This is a genomic window from Brevibacillus brevis (assembly GCF_900637055.1).
Taxonomy (GTDB): domain Bacteria; phylum Bacillota; class Bacilli; order Brevibacillales; family Brevibacillaceae; genus Brevibacillus; species Brevibacillus brevis.
Genome location: NZ_LR134338.1, coordinates 2,426,954 through 2,441,760, shown reverse-complemented (window position 1 = coordinate 2,441,760; position 14,807 = coordinate 2,426,954). Strand labels below are relative to the sequence as shown.

14 protein-coding genes are annotated in these 14,807 nt (G+C 45.7%); all 14 read right to left on the bottom strand.

Going from position 1 to position 14,807, the window contains the following annotated elements; genetic code table 11:
• Nucleotides 1–1,320, bottom strand: a complete 1,320-nt coding sequence (gene fliI / locus EL268_RS12290) for a flagellar protein export ATPase FliI (RefSeq protein ID WP_106653455.1) — start codon at nucleotides 1,318–1,320, stop codon at nucleotides 1–3.
• Nucleotides 1,317–2,135 (bottom strand): flagellar assembly protein FliH, encoded by an 819-nt coding sequence (gene fliH / locus EL268_RS12285; protein WP_106653454.1) that lies wholly within the window; start codon nucleotides 2,133–2,135, stop codon nucleotides 1,317–1,319. The genes fliI and fliH overlap by 4 nt, the downstream gene beginning before the upstream one ends.
• Nucleotides 2,119–3,132, bottom strand: a complete 1,014-nt coding sequence (fliG, locus tag EL268_RS12280; RefSeq protein ID WP_007719331.1) for a flagellar motor switch protein FliG — start codon at nucleotides 3,130–3,132, stop codon at nucleotides 2,119–2,121. The genes fliH and fliG overlap by 17 nt, the downstream gene beginning before the upstream one ends.
• A gap of 12 nt (nucleotides 3,133–3,144) precedes the next feature.
• Entirely contained in the window at nucleotides 3,145–4,734 is a 1,590-nt protein-coding gene (fliF, locus tag EL268_RS12275) for a flagellar basal-body MS-ring/collar protein FliF (protein ID WP_106653453.1), read from the bottom strand.
• Between the two features lie 30 nt (nucleotides 4,735–4,764).
• On the bottom strand, nucleotides 4,765–5,061 hold the full coding sequence (gene fliE, locus EL268_RS12270) for a flagellar hook-basal body complex protein FliE (RefSeq protein WP_017249332.1): 297 nt from the start codon (nucleotides 5,059–5,061) through the stop codon (nucleotides 4,765–4,767).
• Between the two features lie 18 nt (nucleotides 5,062–5,079).
• Nucleotides 5,080–5,538 carry a flagellar basal body rod protein FlgC gene (flgC, locus tag EL268_RS12265; protein WP_106653452.1) on the bottom strand — a complete coding sequence of 153 codons (459 nt, stop codon included), beginning with the start codon at nucleotides 5,536–5,538 and terminating at the stop codon, nucleotides 5,080–5,082.
• A 2-nt stretch (nucleotides 5,539–5,540) separates the two neighbouring features.
• Nucleotides 5,541–5,954 carry a flagellar basal body rod protein FlgB gene (flgB, locus tag EL268_RS12260; RefSeq protein ID WP_106653451.1) on the bottom strand — a complete coding sequence of 138 codons (414 nt, stop codon included), beginning with the start codon at nucleotides 5,952–5,954 and terminating at the stop codon, nucleotides 5,541–5,543.
• 374 nt (nucleotides 5,955–6,328) lie between these two features.
• On the bottom strand, nucleotides 6,329–7,108 hold the full coding sequence (gene codY / locus EL268_RS12255; protein ID WP_106653450.1) for a GTP-sensing pleiotropic transcriptional regulator CodY: 780 nt from the start codon (nucleotides 7,106–7,108) through the stop codon (nucleotides 6,329–6,331).
• Between the two features lie 40 nt (nucleotides 7,109–7,148).
• Nucleotides 7,149–8,498 carry an ATP-dependent protease ATPase subunit HslU gene (hslU, locus tag EL268_RS12250; protein WP_269149401.1) on the bottom strand — a complete coding sequence of 450 codons (1,350 nt, stop codon included), beginning with the start codon at nucleotides 8,496–8,498 and terminating at the stop codon, nucleotides 7,149–7,151.
• 20 nt (nucleotides 8,499–8,518) lie between these two features.
• Entirely contained in the window at nucleotides 8,519–9,061 is a 543-nt protein-coding gene (gene hslV / locus EL268_RS12245; protein WP_015891764.1) for an ATP-dependent protease subunit HslV, read from the bottom strand.
• A gap of 15 nt (nucleotides 9,062–9,076) precedes the next feature.
• Entirely contained in the window at nucleotides 9,077–10,018 is a 942-nt protein-coding gene (xerC, locus tag EL268_RS12240; RefSeq protein ID WP_106653448.1) for a tyrosine recombinase XerC, read from the bottom strand.
• Nucleotides 10,019–10,079: 61 nt separating this feature from the next.
• On the bottom strand, nucleotides 10,080–11,393 hold the full coding sequence (gene trmFO, locus EL268_RS12235; RefSeq protein WP_106653447.1) for an FADH(2)-oxidizing methylenetetrahydrofolate--tRNA-(uracil(54)-C(5))-methyltransferase TrmFO: 1,314 nt from the start codon (nucleotides 11,391–11,393) through the stop codon (nucleotides 10,080–10,082).
• A 39-nt stretch (nucleotides 11,394–11,432) separates the two neighbouring features.
• Entirely contained in the window at nucleotides 11,433–13,511 is a 2,079-nt protein-coding gene (topA, locus tag EL268_RS12230; protein ID WP_106653446.1) for a type I DNA topoisomerase, read from the bottom strand.
• A gap of 106 nt (nucleotides 13,512–13,617) precedes the next feature.
• Nucleotides 13,618–14,736 (bottom strand): DNA-processing protein DprA, encoded by a 1,119-nt coding sequence (gene dprA / locus EL268_RS12225; protein ID WP_106653445.1) that lies wholly within the window; start codon nucleotides 14,734–14,736, stop codon nucleotides 13,618–13,620.
• Nucleotides 14,737–14,807 lie beyond the last annotated feature (71 nt).

The window sequence follows — 14,807 nt, the reverse complement described above, 5'->3', positions numbered from 1 at the left end:
TTAGTTCACTCCTCCGAAATGAGCTGTCAACGCTTGGATAGCGCTCTGTAAAGTAGATGGCTCATGCGTTCCTTGTGCCGTAAAACCAGAAATGATATCACGATAGCGAATAGCCGCATCGATTTCCCGATTGCTTCCCGGCTTGTACGCCCCAATATTTATGAGGTCCTCCGCTTCACGAAACGTAGCCAAATGCTTTTTCAGTTGACGAGCAGCATCCAAATGGTTACTATCGACGATTTCATTCATGACACGACTTACACTCGCCATCACATCAATAGCTGGAAAGTGACCTTTGTGAGCGATTTTTCGGTCAAGAACGATGTGACCGTCCAAAATCCCCCGCGCCGCATCCGCAATCGGATCGTTCATATCGTCAGAATCAACCAATACGGTATAAAAGGCTGTAATACTTCCCTTGTCCGCTGTTCCTGCGCGCTCCATCAGCTTTGGCAGCATCGCAAACACCGATGGCGTATAACCACGCGTAGCCGGCGGTTCTCCAATTGCCAAGCCCACTTCACGTTGTGCCATGGCAAAGCGCGTGACGGAATCCATCATGAGCATGACATTCATTCCACGATCTCGGAAATATTCCGCTATGGAAGTCGCAATCATTGCTCCCTTGATTCGAATCATGGCAGGTTGATCGGAAGTAGCTACGACAACAACAGACCGCTTTAGTCCTTCTTCCCCAAGATCGCGCTCAATAAACTCCATGACTTCACGGCCACGCTCTCCAATGAGACCGATGACATTGATATCTGCCGTAGTATTTCTGGCGATCATTCCCATCAATGTACTTTTTCCTACCCCTGATCCGGCGAAGATGCCGACCCGCTGACCTTTCCCGATGGTAAGGAGACCGTCTATTGCTCTAACACCTACACTCAATGGTTCTTGAATGCGTGGTCGAAGGATTGGATTTGGCGGCATATTGTTCGTAGGATAGGACGTCAACCCAAATGGGAGTGAACCTTGATAGGGGCGGCCCAGTCCATCGAGGATCGAACCCAATATTTCTGGTCCAACTTTTACATCTAACGAACGTCCTGTCGCAACCACATCACAACCTGGACCAATTTCGGTCAATTCACCTAATGGCATTAACAGCACTTTGTTTTCCCGAAAGCCAACGACTTCTGCGATGATCGGTTCCTTTGTGTTAGTCGGATATAGATGGCATATCTCGCCTAATTTCACTTCAGGCCCTTGCGACTCAATGGTGAGTCCAACAACCTGTGTCACTTTGCCATTCACGCGCATCGGATCTAATCCATGCAGCATGTGCTTGTACTTCGAGAGATCTAGGATGCTCATGGAGCCTCACTTCCTCTGGCAATCGTAAGCAGCGCCTGCTTAATCTCCTCCATTTGTGTATCGATGCGGGCATCGACACTTCCCAAAGCAGTACGGATGACACATCCGCCATCTTGTACTGTATAGTCAGGGTAAATGGAGAGTTCTGCTTGTCCGTCCAACAATTCCAGAAAACCAGCACGATGCTCGAGCACATAATCGAAATACTTATGGTTGACGCACACCGTAATCTCACCATGAACACGGGAACGGCGGAGTGCTTTTTTGGTCATTTCCAGGACCTGCTCGGGATGCTGTTGCAATTCCTGTCCAATGATTTTTTTAGCGATTTCCATACTGAGTTCCACTACAAAAGGCTCTGCCTCAGCTATAATCTGTTTTTTCTCAGCAAACGCCTGTTCCATAATGGTTTTTGCTTGGCTGAGTGTAGCTGTTTGCTCCTCGTACGCCTCACGTTTACCCGCTTCGAAACCTGCCTCGTGCCCTTCCGTTATAGCCTGCTCTTGTACTTGTTGAAACAGTTGCGCAGCTTCCTGACGCTTTTGTTCCCACCATTCTTCCATCTGAGCAAGCGTCTCTTGTCTTACTTGCTCTGCTTGCTCAGCAGCTTGCTGCAAGATGTTTTGCGCGGTTTCTTCTGCATCTGAGATGATCGTTTTTGCTTCGATCTCAGCTTGATTTAAAATTTCTTGATTTTCTTGCAACCTTTCGGCAACTTCTTCCGTCTTAAGTGGTACAGGCGTTACCGAGAGGAGAAAAGATTCCTCAGAAGGCCGATAATTGGCGCTTTTGATGATCCTAGACAATGATATCATCTCCTCCACCGCGGGCGATGATGATCTCACCAGCCTCCTCTAAGCGACGGATAATTGCAACGATACGAGATTGTGCCTCTTCGACGTCGCGAAGGCGAACTGGGCCCATAAACTCCATTTCTTCTTTGAAGGTATCCGCCATCCGTTTGGACATGTTCCGGAAAATAACTTCCCGAACTTCTTCGCTGGATACTTTGAGAGAAAGTTGCAAATCGGCATTTTCCACATCGCGGATAACGCGCTGAATCGAACGGTTGTCGAGTGTAGCAATATCCTCGAAGACGAACATACGCTTCTTGATTTCTTCTGCCAACTCTGGATCTTGAATTTCGAGGGAATCCAGAATCGTGCGTTCGGTTCCACGATCGACACCGTTGAGTACAGCCACGATCGCTTCGATCCCGCCTGCCTGCGTGTAATCTTGGGTAACAGTGGCAGAAAGCTTTTGCTCCAATACCTGCTCTACTTGAGCGATTACTTCCGGTGAAGTACTGTCCATAGTCGCAATACGTTTCGCAACCTCTGCTTGACGTTCTTGCGGAAGAGCGGACAGGATCATGGCTGCTTGTTGAGCCTCCAGATAGGAAAGCACCAAAGCTATCGTCTGCGGATGCTCATTTTGGATAAAGTTAAGGATTTGACCTGGGTCAGCCTTTCTAGCAAAGTCAAACGGTCGAACTTGAAGGTTTGCCGTCAAGCGATTGATAATATCCATCGCTTTGGTCTCACCCAAAGCTTTTTGCAATATTTCTTTGGCGTACGTAATCCCGCCTTGTGCAATTACCTCTTTGGCAACTGCTATCTGGTGAAATTCAGATAAAATTTTATCTTTTTCATCTGTATCCACTTTTCGCACATTGGCGATTTCTAATGTCAGTTGCTCGATCTCATCCTCACGCAAATGCTTGAACACCTGGGCAGAAACTTCTGGCCCGAGTGAGATGAGGAGGATAGCTGCCTTTTGTCGTCCTGACAACTCTTTAGCGCCGCGAGCCATACCATTCACTCCTTAATCTTCTGCTAACCAAGTACGAAGCAGAACAACAAACTCATCTGGTTTGCTTCGCGCCAATTTTTCAAGTTGCTTTCTGACCACTACCTGGTCTCCATCTTCTTGGTAAATCAAGTCTGGTATTTCGGCCGCGTTTAACGGTGTCAGCAAGTCTGGCAATTCCTCTTCTTCTTCTTGTTGCTTCGCTTGACTGCGTCTGCGATAAACGAGGAAGGCAACAGCAGCAAGTGCCAAGACTGCAATACCACCAACTGTCCAAAGAACAGCAGGACTTAGTGCACTGGAATCCTCAATCTCAGCTTTTCCTGAGAACTGACGAGGGAGTACAGAAATATGCTTGTCCAACTCTGCATCCGTTAAATCAGAAGCCTGATCACTTAAAGTGACACGAACAACATTGCGCAACACTTGCTTGATGCTCTCGAGCGTAGCAGCATCCAACGTTGCACCATCTGGCGGTTCTACCCCAACGTTGATTGTGATGTCTTCGATCTTGTACGGGCTTGATGTAACATTTCGTGTGATGCGATTTACTTCACGGTTAATCGTATCATTCAACTCTTCGTATTGACTGTTACTTCCTTGCGGGGTAGCTCCCGGGTAGTTAGGAACTGCATTGTTATTGGTTCCTGCAATTCCCCCTGGAGGTTGACCTTGCCCAGAGAAGGCTTTTGATAATTTTTGAGAAGAAATGATAAGTCCTTCGTTATTCTCTTTGTCAGGTGCCTCGACTATGTTCTCTACGCGATTTTCTTTGTCAAAGTTCATTTTGATGAACGTATGGACGATGACTTTATCGCGTCCCATGATTGTACCCAACAAATTGTACAGGTTTTGTTGAATTTTCTTTTCAACATCTGCCTTGATTGTTTCCTGTTGCTTAAAGCTACTCAATGTGCCTTCGTTTTCATTGCCTTCGGAACGTTCCAGCGGATTGGAATACTGGTCTGTAATCGCGATCGCTTCCATCGGCAATTTCGGAACGCTTCGGGAAACAAGCAGATAAAGCGAGTTAATTTGCTTTTGATCAAGCGTTGTTCCAGGTTCAACATCGACGATAACGGAAGCAGTCGCTGTATCTGGAGTCTCTGTCACCCAAACGCTTTCCTGCGGCAATGTAATCATCACTTGTGAGGAACGTACACCTTTTACACGTTCCAGCATCTTGCGCAGCTCTTGTTGTAAAGCCTCTTTCTTCATGACATCAAATTGGCGATCTGTAACTCCAAGGGTACTGGAGAAAATTTCTGCATTAATTCCTGCCTGACTCGGAATACCTTGTGCAGCCAAATCGACAATGACATCTTGTGCCATCTTTTCTGGAACCTCGATACTTGTACCATTCCCCGTGATACGATAAGGGATTTGTGAAGCTTCCAACTCTTGCTTGATCGTCCCGATTTCTTGTTCACTCAATTTTTGGTTGTAGAGTGGTTTGTACACCGGCTGAGAAGCGATGTATATGTATAGACCAAGAGATATCAAGAGGAAGAGCGAAATACCGAGAATCATCCATTTTTGTTTCTTGGAAAATTGGTTCCATTTTGACGTAAACTGGTCTTTGTATACTGCTAAACGTTCGTTCATGTTTCACCTCTCAAAGGATACCAACAACGATCAAATCGACATGCGCATGATTTCTTGATAAGACTCAATCATCTTGTTCCTGACCTGCATAGTCATTTGTAGCATCACGGAAGCTTTTTGACCTGCAACAGTCAATTGGTGCAAGTCGGTAATTTCTCCCGCTGCAAACTTGTCGGCAAGATTCGACGATTCTACTTGCGCCTGATTCACTTTATTCATGGCATCCGATAGAAACGATGAGAATTCTTGGGAAACTTCAGCTGGGGTTGGCTTGTTCACACTCGGTGTACGAATTGGCGTTAGTTGGGAGATTGCACTCATTTCCATACCTTACTCTCACCCGCTTTACTTGATTTCCAATGCTTTTAGCATCATCGATTTGGAAGCATTCAATGCTGTCACGTTGGCTTCGTATGATCTTGATGCGGAGATCATGTCCACCATCTCTTTCATCGGGTCGACGTTCGGCATCAAGAGATATCCGTCTTGATCTGCATCTGGGTGAGATGGATCAAACACTCGCTTAAAAGGAGTATTGTCTTCTTGAATCGCTGTGACCTTCACACCTTGTCCACCTCGACTTCCTGAGACCGTCCCTACGGCTGCTTGCAGGAAGTTATCAAATGTTCCATTTGTTTGAGGTGACAACTCCACCATTTTTCTCCGATATGGCTGCCAGGCGCCATCTACGAAGTTTGCTCGAGTGGTTTCCGCATTCGCAATATTGGAAGCAATCGTATCCAATCGCAAGCGGTTAGCTGTTAAGGCAGAAGCACTTGTGTTAATTCCCTGAAACAAGCTCATCCTTATTTACCTCCACCCTCAATTACACTGCGTAGCTTTTGAAAATGTCCTGCTGTCAATTGCGTCAAACCGCTGTACCAAATTTGGTTTTTGGCCAATTCTGTTGTTTCTGTTTCCAAGTCAACATCATTGCCACTGTTCTGAATGAAGTTATTCGGATTGGACACAACCTGTGGTACTGCAACGCCTCCTGCATTTCCAAACGGGAGGTGTCGTTGATTGGTCCGATACGCTTCTAACTTGCCATGTCCCGCTCTTGCGTTCAACTCATCTTGCAAAAAGCTCTCAAAGATGACTTGTTGACTTTTGAATTGAGGGGTGTCTATGTTGGCAAGGTTGTTTGCGATCGTTCTATGTCGCAATGTTGCAGCGTCGAGTGATCTCTCCAGGACCTGCAGATGGTAACTATCCAGCATTTTTCCTTCTCCCCCAATATGAGTCAATTGTTTTCCCTAAAACCACCTATATTTCCTGTATTTTCGACACCCTAATACGATTCAATCATAGCAAAATCAATTTGGACAAAAAAGCCCCTTTTCATGACGTTTTTCAAAATGATTCAATGGGACTAAATCCCTTATCTTTCCTGTTTTTTTACTGCATTTTACAAGGAATCCATATTCAAACCATTGCCTATTTCGTAGCAAGCATAAAAAATCAATATATAATTTATGGTAATAATGTGTCGTTTTTTGCAATAATTAGGACTAAAGTCCCATGAGAAAAGGTGCAGCAACATGGGTTGCTACACCTTTTGTTTACTTTCTTGTAACTTTTGGCAAGGTATATATTACGAGGTTTTGAGCTTCTCGAGCTCAGGCAACAGCTTTTCATTCAGCACTTTAATGAAGGTACCTTTCATCCCCAAAGAACGGGATTCGATAACACCCGCACTCTCCAGCTTACGCAGTGCGTTTACGATTACGGAGCGAGTAATTCCTACGCGATCCGCGATTTTGGAGGCAACGAGCAAGCCTTCTTTGCCTTCGAGCTCTTCAAAAATATGTTCAACTGCTTCCAACTCACTGTAAGAGAGGGAACCAATCGCCATTTGTACAACCGCTTTGCTGCGTGCTTCCTCTTCGATTGCTTCAGAACGCTCGCGCAAGATTTCCATACCTACTACAGTTGCCCCTACTTCTGCAAGAATCAGGTCGTCATCGACAAATTGATCGTTAATACGACCCAAGATCAGCGTACCGAGACGATCTCCTCCACCCATAATTGGAACGAGCGTCGTCCAACCTGTACGGAATACTTCTTTCATTTCAACTGGGAAAATGGTGTATGGACTATCTACATCCAGGTTCGCAGATGTTTCATCTACTTTCAGTAACCCCATGCTGTACTCTTCTGGAAAGCGGCGCTCTTCCAGCATTTTCTGCATACGGCTGTTATCCATCTCTTGATGAATCGCATAGCCAAGAAGTTTTCCTTTGCGGCTTACAACATAAGTATTTGCTTCAATAACGTCACTCAAAACTTGGGACATTTCATTGAAGTTCACGGCATGACCCGCGGATTTTTGCAACATGCGGTTAATTCTTCTTGTTTTTGACAGTAGATCCATCTGTATTTCCTCCTAATTATATGTGCTGCCTATCCAATGTTTATAAAATATATTGACTCAAGTCTTTGTTCCCCGCGATTGTACCTAATTTCTGTTTGACATAATCGGGGGTAATCTGTACAACTTCTAGGTGGATTTCTGGGGCTTCAAAAGAGAGATCCTCCAGTAGCTTCTCCAATATGGTGTGCAATCGTCTAGCACCAATGTTATCTGTGCTCTGATTGACCTCAGCAGCGAGACGAGCAAGTTCCTGAATGGCTTCTGGTGTAAATTCAACACGCACACCTTCTGTTTCCAAGAGGGCCACGTACTGCTTAAGCAACGCGTTTTTAGGCTCAGTCAAAATTCGGACAAAATCTTCAACGCGCAAGCTAGTCAGCTCCACCCGAATCGGAAAACGACCTTGCAATTCAGGAATTAAATCTGATGGTTTTGCCATGTGAAAAGCACCAGCTGCAATAAACAGAACATAATCTGTTTTGACAGGACCATACTTGGTCATGACAGTTGAGCCTTCCACAATCGGTAAAATGTCACGCTGGACCCCTTCACGGGATACATCCGGGCCACGCCCATCCTTACCCGCAATCTTGTCAATTTCGTCAATGAAGATAATACCGTGTTGTTCGGCTCGACGAATTGACTCCTGCGTAACTTCGTCCATATCCACCAGTTTTTGCGCTTCCTGCTGAATTAATACCTTTCGCGCATCTTTTATTCGCAATTTTCGTTTCTTCATCCGCTTAGGCATCAGGCTACCGAGCATATCCTGCATTTGCATCCCCATTTGTTCTGTACCCGGAACCTGGAACATGTCAAACATCGAAGGTGATTGGTCTTCGACTTCAATCTCAATCATTTGCTCTTCTAACTGGCCATTCGTCAATTGCCACATGACTTGTCTGCGTTGCTGCTGTCCACCGAAGAACATCTCCAACGGATTTTTGAACGAGTTCGACTGCTTGCGAGATGGGACAAGTACGTTCACAATCGCTTCATTCGCAAGCTTCTCGGCTTTCTCTTTCACCGACTCTACTTTTTCCTGTTTGACCGTACGGATAGAAGCTTCGACCAGATCACGGACCATCGATTCCACATCTCGTCCTACATAACCGACTTCCGTAAACTTCGTTGCTTCGACTTTAATAAAAGGAGCACCTGTCAGCTTTGCAATCCGACGTGCAATTTCCGTTTTTCCAACACCAGTAGGTCCGATCATCAAGATGTTTTTTGGAACAACCTCTTCAATCATTTGCTCTGGCAAACGACTGCGACGATAGCGGTTGCGAAGCGCTACAGCGATGGCTTTCTTGGCTTGTGCCTGCCCGACAATGTATTTATCCAAATGCTCTACGATCTTACGCGGGGTTAATTGCTCAAGATTCAGCACAGTAGGTTCCTCCCTTTCGCTCAATTCAACTCATCCACAACAAGATTGTTGTTTGTGAACACGCAAATTTCAGCAGCGGTACGAAGCGATGCTTCCGCAATTTCACGTGCGCCGAGATGAGGCGCATATGTTTTCAATGCACGACCTGCTGCAAGGGCAAAGCTACCGCCAGAACCAATTGCAAGAATCCCATCATCAGGCTCAATGATTTCGCCATTTCCGGAAATAAGCAGCAAATGCTCCTTATTGGCAACAATCATCATCGCTTCCAAACGACGCAAAATTTTATCCATGCGCCACTCTTTCGCCAGCTCTACAGCAGCTCGCTGCAGATTCCCGTGATACTCCTCCAGCTTTCCTTCAAACTTCTCAAAAAGCGTAATCGCATCAGCAACAGAGCCAGCGAATCCTGCTAAAACTTCGCCGCGATATAGACGTCTTACTTTTTTGGCACCGTGCTTCATTACCATGCTGTTGCCAAAAGTAACCTGACCATCTCCGGCCATCGCTACAGACCCATTGTGCTGTACAGCAAATATGGTTGTTGCGTGAAACTGTTCCATCACTGATTCCTCCCGTTATGTCCGATTGGCGGAACCTGTATTGCCCGGGTTTGCTCGTGGGTGAGCGGTGTCATATACATGCCGAAGTCGCTCTTTGGTTACATGCGTGTACACCTGTGTCGTCGAAACATTGACGTGTCCCAGTAATTCTTGCACGGTACGCAGATCAGCGCCGCCGTTTAACATATGGGTCGCAAACGTATGACGAAAGGTATGTGGTGAAACCCGCAATTGAAGAGCGTACGTTTCTACGTATTTGTCTACAATCCGCCGAACACTGCGGTCGGATAACGGTTCTCCCCGATAATTAACCAGCAAATTGCCGTGTTCTACTTTTCCAGCCAACAGTTTTTCTCTTCCATATTCTAGGTATTGCCGAAGAACGTCGCAGGCATAACTTCCAACCGGCACATACCGTTCTTTCGCTCCTTTTCCATAAACCAAGGCGACTCCCATGCTCGGATTCACATCATTCACAGATAAAGTGGTGAGCTCCGTAACACGCATGCCGCTTGCATACAACAGTTCAAAAATCAGCCGATCACGAATTCCCAGTGGAGTGGTTGTATCAGGCAGATCGAAAAAAGCTTGAACTTCTTGCGGATATAAAAAGGAAGGAAGTTTCTTCTCCATTTTGGGAGTGGAGACTAGTTGAAATGGATTCTGTTCCAGTTGACCTTCACGCAACAGAAATCGGTACAAGCTACGCAAACTGGATAGCTTGCGGGCAATACTTCGCCGGGAAAGCCCCCTGCCAGCCAATTGCGCGAGAAAGGAGCGACCATGCAAATAAGAAACAGCAGCAAATACGGGGATTTGGTGCTGTTCCATAAAGGAGACAAATTCGCTGATATCTGCCACATACTGCTTCACCGTATGAGGAGAGGCGTTTTTTTCAACTCGCAAATAGCGGGTAAACATCTCAATATCCGCAGAATTTTGATGCGAAATGTCCATACGGGATGCACCCTCCTCGAAGCACCTATATAGTAACACAGACGAAAATCGGATATCAATGTTAATTGTGTCGTTCTTGTGTAAAATTCTGAATTGTATCTAGCGCCCGTTCAGCGAGCTTTTCATTTTTCAAACGCTTGTCTCGGATTCTTTCTGGCCATTCCGGTACCAACCCGAAGTTTGCGTTCATTGGCTGGAAATGCTTTGGATCTGCCGTTGTAATGTAACGAGCCATGCTGCCCATAATGGTTTCTGGCGGAAGCTCGATCAATTCTTCCCCTTTTGCGAGTCGTGCTGCATTGATCCCCGCAAGCAAACCAGATGCCGCTGACTCCACATATCCTTCTACACCAGTCATTTGACCTGCAAAGAAAAGAGTTTCCCGATCTTTATACTGATACGTAGGCTTCAACAGTTTTGGCGAGTTGATAAAGGTGTTGCGGTGCATGACACCATAACGAACGATTTCGCAGTTTTCCAACCCAGGAATGAGTGAAAAGACTCTTTTTTGATCCGGCCATTTCAGATGGGTCTGGAAACCTACGATGTTATACAATGTCGCAGCACTATTGTCCTGACGAAGCTGTACAACCGCATAAGACTTTTTGCCTGTCCGCGGATCAACCAGGCCTACTGGCTTCATGGGACCAAATGTCATGGTTTTGTGCCCACGCTTTGCCAATACTTCAATCGGCATGCAGCCTTCGAAGAAGATTTCCTTTTCAAATTCCTTCAATGGAACTGTTTCTGCAGAGATCAACGCATCATAGAAACGATTGAACTCCTCTTCTGTCATCGGGCAGTTTAGGTAGGCTGCTTCCCCTTTATCATATCTGGAAGCAACGAATACCTTGTTCATATCAATCGAGTCTTTCTCGATAATGGGCGCAGCCGCATCATAGAAGTACAGATATTCTTCACCCGTCAGTTCTTTTAACTTTGTAGACAAAGCTGGAGAAGTAAGTGGCCCCGTCGCAATTACTACGATCCCATCAGGAATTTCGGTAATCTCTTCCGAAATGACCTCAACCAAAGGATGATTACGAACAGCATCTGTAACATGAGCCGCGAATTCGTGTCTGTCTACGGCAAGCGCGCCTCCAGCTGGAACCGCGCAACGATCTGCCGAATCAATAATGACAGAGTTCAATCGACGCATTTCTTCTTTTAATACACCCACTGCATTCGTCAACGTGTTAGCACGCAATGAATTACTGCATACCAACTCTGCAAATTTATCGGTATGGTGAGCAGGTGTTTGTGTCTTCGGCCTCATTTCATATAGCTTTACTTTTACACCTGCCTGCGCGATTTGCCATGCTGCCTCACTACCAGCGAGGCCAGCGCCCACTACTGTAATTGTTGGTTGTGACATGCTGTTAATCCTCCAAACTACAAAATCGAATCAGGCTGCTTAGGAGTCTGCCTCTTCTTGATAATCACACTTGGTGCAAACAATGCTAACTCCTTGCTTCTTGCGCTTTTTCTCCACGAGCATGCTGGAGCATTTTGGACAAGGTCTGGCAATCGGTTTGTCCCACGATACAAAATCGCATTCCGGATATTGATTGCAGCCGTAAAAAATACGACTCTTCTTAGATTTACGTTCGATAATCTCTCCGGTTTCACACTGCGGACACTTTACGCCGATTTCTTTTACAATCGGCTTCGTATTACGACAATCCGGGAATCCGGAACAAGCTAAAAACTTGCCAAATCGACCAAGCTTATAAACCATCACACGGCCGCAAAGCTCACATGATTCATCCGATTCTTCGACTTTCAGCTCTACTTCTTTCATTTCTTCTTCTGCAACAACTACGCGCTTTGCAAAGTCTTGATAAAAATCGTCCAGCACCTGCACCCAATTGGTGGTTCCTGCTTCGATATTATCTAAACCCGACTCCATATGCGCAGTGAATTCTACGTTGAGAATCTCCGGGAAAAACTCCTCGACAAGCGTGATCACAATCTCGCCCAATTCAGTCGGGACAAATCGCTTCTCTTCCAATGCCACATAGCCCCGCTTTTGAATGGTCTCTAATGTAGGCGCATAGGTAGACGGACGTCCAATTCCCATCTCTTCCATCGTTTTAAGCATGCGCGCTTCAGAGAATCGAGGTGGTGGCTGTGTAAAGTGCTGACTCGGCTCGATTTCTTTTTGTTCGAGGATTTGTCCTTCTTCAATCGGCGGAAGGAAGCTTTCTTCTTCTGCGCCATCATCGTTTCCTTCAATATATACCTTCATAAATCCTGGGAACTTCACTTTTGATCCTGTTGCTCTGAAGGTAACTCCACCTGCGTCAATATCTACGCTCATCGTATCAAGAACAGCGGATGACATTTGACTGGCAAGGAAACGCTCCCAGATTAATCGATACAAGCGCAATTGATCTCTCGACAAGTATTCCTTGATCTCATCTGGTGTACGCATCACACCTGTTGGACGAATCGCTTCGTGAGCGTCTTGAGCATTTTCGTTTTTCGCCTGATTGCGTGGCTCAGATAATACATAGTCTTGCCCATATTTCTCAAGTATGTATTCTCTTGCTTCGTTCTGTGCTGTTGCAGATAGGCGAGTAGAGTCTGTACGCATATAGGTAATCAAACCAACTGCGCCTTCTTTATTGCCAACGTCAATCCCCTCATAGAGCTCTTGAGCAATTCGCATGGTCTTAGAAGTGCGGAAGTTCAGCTTACGCGCTGCCTCTTGCTGTAAAGAACTCGTGATAAAAGGAGGTGCAGGATTGCGCTTACGCTCACGCTTCGTTACCTTTTGTACCACGTAGGGTTTGTTCTTCATTCGTTTCAATACCGCTGCTACATCATCTTCCGAATGAAGCTCAACCTTTTCATCGCCATAACCATAGAACTTAGCGTTAATTTCTTTTCCGTCGCTAATTAATGTACTCGCAATCGTCCAATACTCTTCCGGGATAAACTCTTGGATCTCACGCTCACGATCCATGATAAGCTTAACCGCAACCGATTGAACACGTCCGGCACTCAAGCCTTTTCGAACCTTTTTCCATAGAATTGGACTGATATTGTAGCCCACGAGTCTGTCGAGAATGCGACGTGCCTGTTGAGCATTTACCAAGTCCATGTTTATGTGTCGTGGATGCTTGAATGCTTCTTTGATGGCATCTTTGGTAATCTCATTAAATACCACACGAAGCGGTTGATTCAAATCAAGTCCCAAGTATTGTGCCAAATGCCAAGCAATTGCCTCCCCTTCGCGATCCGGGTCGGCTGCGAGATATACTTTTTTTACTTTTTTAGCAGCATCTTTTAAGCCTTTCAATACATCGCCTTTGCCGCGAATGGTTATGTATTTGGGTTCAAAATTACGCGTAACGTCTACACCCATTTGACTTTTCGGCAAATCGCGTACATGCCCGATAGACGCTTTCACGATATATTTACTACCCAGGTATTTTCCAATGGTTTTGGCCTTCGTAGGGGATTCTACGATTACTAGCGTATCAGCCATTTTTTTCCTCCCCTTTTAGTAAGGAATCTTCCCTATTATTAAATACCCTCATCCGGTTTGTCAAACACTTGTGCCTCTAGGCGTTGCCAAAAAGCTAGCGGATATGCTATCGCCGTGCAAAATAACCGCCAGGAAGTGCCACAATAGCCCCTTTTGCTTCCAAACGAATGACCAGCTGATGCAGCATCCTGCGTTGGTCTTTTTCTAAACTGCTCATTAACTCATCCAGATGAATGCCATCATATGTTAGGGCTTCCACAATCGCTTTTTCTTCATTAGATAAGGGAACAACATCGTTTGTCTTTCTTTTTTCGACCTGCTGCATCTGCTCAGCTTCTGGAAGATGATGCTTAATTTCCTCCCAGATATCGTTACTGCACGTTACTAGCTTTGCACCTTGTTTGATCAAGTTATGCGGTCCCGCACTCATCAATGAAAAAATTGGACCAGGAATTGCAAAAACTTCTTTGCCCTGCTCAAGTGCACAGTCTGCCGTAATCAAAGATCCGCTTTTTTCTGCTGCTTCTACCACTAATACACCGATAGATAGTCCACTTATGATACGATTTCGCTCTGGAAACAATCCTGAAACAGGTGGAATATGAGGTGGATATTCGCTGAGGAGTAGGCCAAAAGATTCAATTTCACGATAAAGTTCTCGATGCCGAGAAGGATAAACGTGATTCATACCGCAACCGAGCACACCAATGGTCTTGCCCCCTGCTTTCAACGTAGCTTGGTGGGCTTCCGCATCAATTCCATACGCGACCCCTGAGACAATAACAAGACCTGCTTGTACCAGCTCTCGGACAAAAAAGCTACAGCTCGCTCTTCCATATGGTGTCGGTTTGCGCGAACCAACGACGCCAATCGACAATTTTTCCAATAATGTGTGATCGCCACGGTAAAACAACGTCAACGGAGAATCGGGGATATTGCGGAGCGAAACAGGATATGTATCGTCAAAAGGACATAAGAAGCGCGTTCGCTCTTCTTCACGCTTTTCCAATAGTGCTATAGCTGAAGCTTCATTGCTTTGTTTGTCAACCTGCCTAGTGATCAAGGAAGTCAATCTGAGCTGGCGTGCCAGCTCATGCCAATTTTCGATGGCAACCTGAAAAGAACCTGTGATTTCAAAAATTTCTCGGATTTTCTTTCTTCCCAACCCTGATATCATCGTTAATACATACAGCCAGTCTCTCTCGTCGAGCTTCGCCTTTTCCAATCCAAAATCCTCCTTCATCCCGATCACAATTGTCACAGCGGACGGTTTTGAAAGCTATTCTATCGAAAGAA

What these genes read in the sequence shown, in the direction of transcription:
- fliG (WP_007719331.1), bottom strand. Translation starts at nt 3,132, where the DNA reads ATGGCTCGCGGCGCTAAAGAGTTGTCAGGACGACAAAAGGCAGCTATC.
- xerC (WP_106653448.1), bottom strand. Translation starts at nt 10,018, where the DNA reads ATGGACATTTCGCATCAAAATTCTGCGGATATTGAGATGTTTACCCGC.
- flgC (WP_106653452.1), bottom strand. Translation starts at nt 5,538, where the DNA reads ATGAGCTTGTTTCAGGGAATTAACACAAGTGCTTCTGCCTTAACAGCT.
- hslV (WP_015891764.1), bottom strand. Translation starts at nt 9,061, where the DNA reads ATGGAACAGTTTCACGCAACAACCATATTTGCTGTACAGCACAATGGG.
- fliF (WP_106653453.1), bottom strand. Translation starts at nt 4,734, where the DNA reads ATGAACGAACGTTTAGCAGTATACAAAGACCAGTTTACGTCAAAATGG.
- fliE (WP_017249332.1), bottom strand. Translation starts at nt 5,061, where the DNA reads ATGGAAATGAGTGCAATCTCCCAACTAACGCCAATTCGTACACCGAGT.
- fliI (WP_106653455.1), bottom strand. Translation starts at nt 1,320, where the DNA reads ATGAGCATCCTAGATCTCTCGAAGTACAAGCACATGCTGCATGGATTA.
- fliH (WP_106653454.1), bottom strand. Translation starts at nt 2,135, where the DNA reads ATGATATCATTGTCTAGGATCATCAAAAGCGCCAATTATCGGCCTTCT.
- flgB (WP_106653451.1), bottom strand. Translation starts at nt 5,954, where the DNA reads ATGCTGGATAGTTACCATCTGCAGGTCCTGGAGAGATCACTCGACGCT.
- trmFO (WP_106653447.1), bottom strand. Translation starts at nt 11,393, where the DNA reads ATGTCACAACCAACAATTACAGTAGTGGGCGCTGGCCTCGCTGGTAGT.
- topA (WP_106653446.1), bottom strand. Translation starts at nt 13,511, where the DNA reads ATGGCTGATACGCTAGTAATCGTAGAATCCCCTACGAAGGCCAAAACC.
- codY (WP_106653450.1), bottom strand. Translation starts at nt 7,108, where the DNA reads ATGGATCTACTGTCAAAAACAAGAAGAATTAACCGCATGTTGCAAAAA.